Source organism: Psychromonas sp. (genome assembly GCF_983033635.1).
In genome coordinates this window covers 1-3,963 of the sequence record NZ_CEZLMY010000245.1, presented here as the reverse complement: position 1 = coordinate 3,963, position 3,963 = coordinate 1, and the positions used below count along the sequence as shown (strand labels likewise).

The following is a 3,963-nucleotide window of genomic DNA, read 5'->3' as shown; positions in this document are numbered from 1 at the left end:
GATTCGAACTCTTGACCCCAACCTTGGCAAGGTTGTGCTCTACCACTGAGCTAGTACCGCATCACATTTCAATTACAATCTTAAGGTTTGCAGTAAACTGTTTCCCCTCTCGATGTGTGCGCATTCTAAGGATTTTCCGAACTGAGTCAACACTCTTTAGCAACTTTTTTGTTAATTTCATGCTGTTCGCTGTTTTTTCAAACGAAGCGTTTGTTTATCCAGCAAAATATTAGGCATTTTCACTCAGTGCAGGCCATGCTGCTTTTAAATACACAATCATTGACCAAAGCGTTAATGCTGTTGCTATATATAAAAAAGTAAAACCAACCCATTCCATTTCTCTTGAGTACTGCCAAATCAATAAAAACAGTGACAGCATTTGCGCAGCTGTTTTAATTTTACCAACCCACGATACTGCAACACTGGCACGTTTACCCAACTCAGCCATCCACTCACGCAATGCTGAGATAATGATTTCCCGGCAAATCATTATCATTGCCGGAATGGCAATCCAAATGACAGCATAATGTTCAACAATCATAACCAATGAAACCGCGACCATAATTTTATCGGCAACCGGATCTAAAAAGGCACCGAAAGCCGTTTGTTGATTAAGTTTTCGCGCTAGATAACCATCTAAAATATCAGTAATACTGGCAAGCAAAAAAATAAAAGCTGCAGCGGGAGCTGCCCAAGTAACCGGTAAATAATAAAAAAGCACAAAAACTGGAATTAAGAAAATTCGAAAACCAGTTAAAATATTGGGAATGTTTAGCATTAATATATCCTTTATGTGAGCGACCTATTTTTGCATTTTATTGTTTCATAATGCAAATAGTTAACAAGGTTAATTATTAAATATGCGGCTATCTTTACTGATGCAAAGCTTCATATATTTTTTCAGCTAAACAAAAACTGATACCGGGTATTTTTGCCAGCTCATCAACACTTGCCGATTTTACCCCCTGTAAACCTCCAAAATGATTTAATAAAATTTGACGACGTTTAGCTCCGACTCCGTTAATTCCTTCTAACGTACTAGTACGTCTTTTTTTATCTCGTTGCTGGCGATGTCCCATAATTGCAAATCGATGTGATTCATCACGTATTTGCTGAATCAAATGCAATGCAGGTGAATCATCCGACATTTCTAATATTTCATGGCTCTCGGCTAATATTAATGTTTCTAAGCCAGCTTTTCGTGTTACGCCTTTTGCAATACCGATTAACAAAGGGTATTTACCGTCAAAGTTATGCTCTAAGGAGCTAACAATAACCTCTGCTTGACTTAGCTGCCCGAGCCCCCCATCAATAAAGATAATATCAGGAATATTTTCAGGTGCCTGCGGATCTTTAAAACGACGTGCTAACACTTGTCCCATTGCGGCATAATCATCCCCGGGCGTGATCCCGGTAATATTAAAACGACGGTAAGCTGATTTATTAGCACCCTCCCGGTTAAATACCACACAAGACGCGACTGTTTTTTCCCCCATCATATGCGAGATGTCATAACACTCCATACGTTCAATAGGTTTGGTCAGTTCTAGTTTTTCTTCGAGCAGTTGATAACGCTGCAAGATATTATTTTTTTGGCTGAGATGAGTTTGTAAAGCGATTTTGGCATTGGTTTGAGCAAGTTTAATAAATTTTGCACGTTCACCGCGCATCTCGATTTTTAATACGGTTTTATATCCGCAATATTCAGTAAATAGCTCAGTGAAAACAAAACGCTCAGAAAAATCATCACTGAGCAAAATTTCTTTGGGAATAGCCCTGCCGTTTTGACCAGACAGGTAAAACTGACTTAAAAAAGAACTTAAGACTTCGTCTTTACTGGAGTTTTTAGGTACTTTAGGAAAATAATTACGACTCCCAAGAATCCGTCCTTGACGAACAAATAACAGATGAATACTGGCAATACCATGCTTATAAACAACCCCTATTACATCGAGCTGCTCAATATCACCACTGACCCATTGCTGTTCTTGTACTTTTTTTAATGATTGAATTTGATCACGTCTTAGTGCCGCTTTTTCAAATTCAAGCTCTTGACTTGCTTTCTCCATTTCATTAACCAACTGGTTAATAACATGCTGACTTTTACCTTGTAAAAACTCAGTGGCGAGATCGACCTGATGTTTATACTCCTCTTCAGGCATAGCATTAACGCAAGGAGCTAAACAACGCTTTAATTGATGCTGCAGACAAGGGCGCGAGCGATTACTGTAATAACTATCTTCACACTGGCGAATTGGAAATAACTTTTGCATCAGATGTAAACTTTCACGTACCGCCCCACCACTTGGATAGGGACCAAAATAGGTACCTTTGCGTTTTCTATTTTGTGCGCGTACAAGTGTTAGTTGAGGATGTTTGTGAGCGCTTAAAAACAGGTAAGGATAGGATTTGTCATCACGTAACAATACATTGTACTTAGGTTTATATTGCTTGATAAAGTTGTGCTCTAAAATGAGCGCTTCGGTTTCTGTATGGGTTACAGTCACTTCAATATTATAAATATGACTGACTAAGGCTAATGTTTTAGGATGTTTTTGGGTAAGACTGAAATAACTGCTAAGGCGTTTTTTTAAATTTTTTGCTTTGCCGACGTATATTACCGTCTGCTGATCATTAAACATACGGTAAACACCAGGTTCACTGGTGACTGTTTTTAAAAATGCCTGTGCAGAAAATGAACTCATACAAAAATGACACCCGCAGGTGCCATATTGTTTGTTTGCAATATATTACAGCGTATCCGCATCAAGCATGCCATAACGAATAGCTAAGTGCGTTAACTCTACATCACCATTCACACCCAATTTATCAAACAAACGGTAACGATAACTATTGATTGTTTTCGGACTCAGGCTAAGTTGTTCTGAGATATCTACCACACGTTGCCCTTTTGTTATCATCATCATGATCTGTAACTCTCTTTCAGAAAGTACGCTAAAAGGATCTTCAGTTGCAGGGGATATTTGTGAAAGCGCCATCTGTTGAGCAATTTCAGGTGCTAAATAACGTTGTCCCGAGTTAACAGAACGGATAGCTTTCAGCACTTCATCAGGAGCAGCAGCTTTACTTAAGTAACCCGCCGCGCCTGCCTGCATAACTTTAGATGGGAAAGGATTCTCTGTATGCATAGTCAACATAATGATTTTGATATCTTCATTAATGCGTAAAATACGATGCATGGCATCTAAACCCCCGATACCGGGCATATTAATATCCATCAACACAACATCAGGATCATTGCTGCGGCACCATTTCACAGCTTCCTCGCCACTTTCGGCCTCTCCAATAACTTTCATGCCTCGAACATCATCAATGATACGGCGAATCCCTGTACGAACTAATTCATGGTCATCGACCAACAGGATATTTATCACAAAAAATTTCTCCGTAAATGCCTAAGCACACAACTTACACATCAAATAAAAAAGGCTGCAGTTTACAACTGGCTGATAGTACCCAAAAAGTTAAGTTTCACATAATCAAAAAACATCACTATTTGCGTTACTTAACAATAACGTAAATTAATCTATTGTAAAACTCAATGCTAAATAAATACTGATAATAGTAATAATAGTGCCGAAAAATAGAAGTGTACAAATATGTATATATAAAGAAAGGAAATGTGTAACTATTCATCTTTGCAACGAAAAAGCTTCTAAAATGATTAGTCTTTCAAAATGTGCTTTAGTGAAGGGCTGGAGATATTTGAACTATCAGCACTATCCCCTAAAAACTATTATTACGCGCTAATTTAGAACGCCCCAACGAAAAAATGCTTCTCAATTGAGAAGCATTTTTAAATGTGGCTGAACGAAGAGTCGGAGATATTTCAAACTTTCACAGTTCACAGATGTAGAAACGAAAAAAGGCTTCTCATATGAGAAGCCTTTTTAAATGTGGCGGAGGAGGAGAGATTTGAACTCTCGGAGAGCTATTAACCCT

Annotated in this window: 3 protein-coding genes; all 3 read right to left on the bottom strand. The window is 38.3% G+C overall.

The features are described from left to right. Positions 1-229: 229 nt before the first annotated feature. The gene (gene pgsA / locus AC4GME_RS17865) at positions 230-778 is read right to left on the bottom strand and encodes a CDP-diacylglycerol--glycerol-3-phosphate 3-phosphatidyltransferase (protein WP_490378233.1); all 549 of its coding nucleotides are present in this window, start codon (positions 776-778) and stop codon (positions 230-232) included. Positions 779-872: 94 nt separating this feature from the next. After that, positions 873-2,705, bottom strand: coding sequence for an excinuclease ABC subunit UvrC (gene uvrC, locus AC4GME_RS17860; protein ID WP_490379940.1), 1,833 nt, complete (start codon positions 2,703-2,705; stop codon positions 873-875). Positions 2,706-2,750: 45 nt separating this feature from the next. Further along, positions 2,751-3,395 (bottom strand): UvrY/SirA/GacA family response regulator transcription factor, encoded by a 645-nt coding sequence (gene uvrY / locus AC4GME_RS17855; protein WP_490379939.1) that lies wholly within the window; start codon positions 3,393-3,395, stop codon positions 2,751-2,753. Positions 3,396-3,963: the final 568 nt, after the last annotated feature.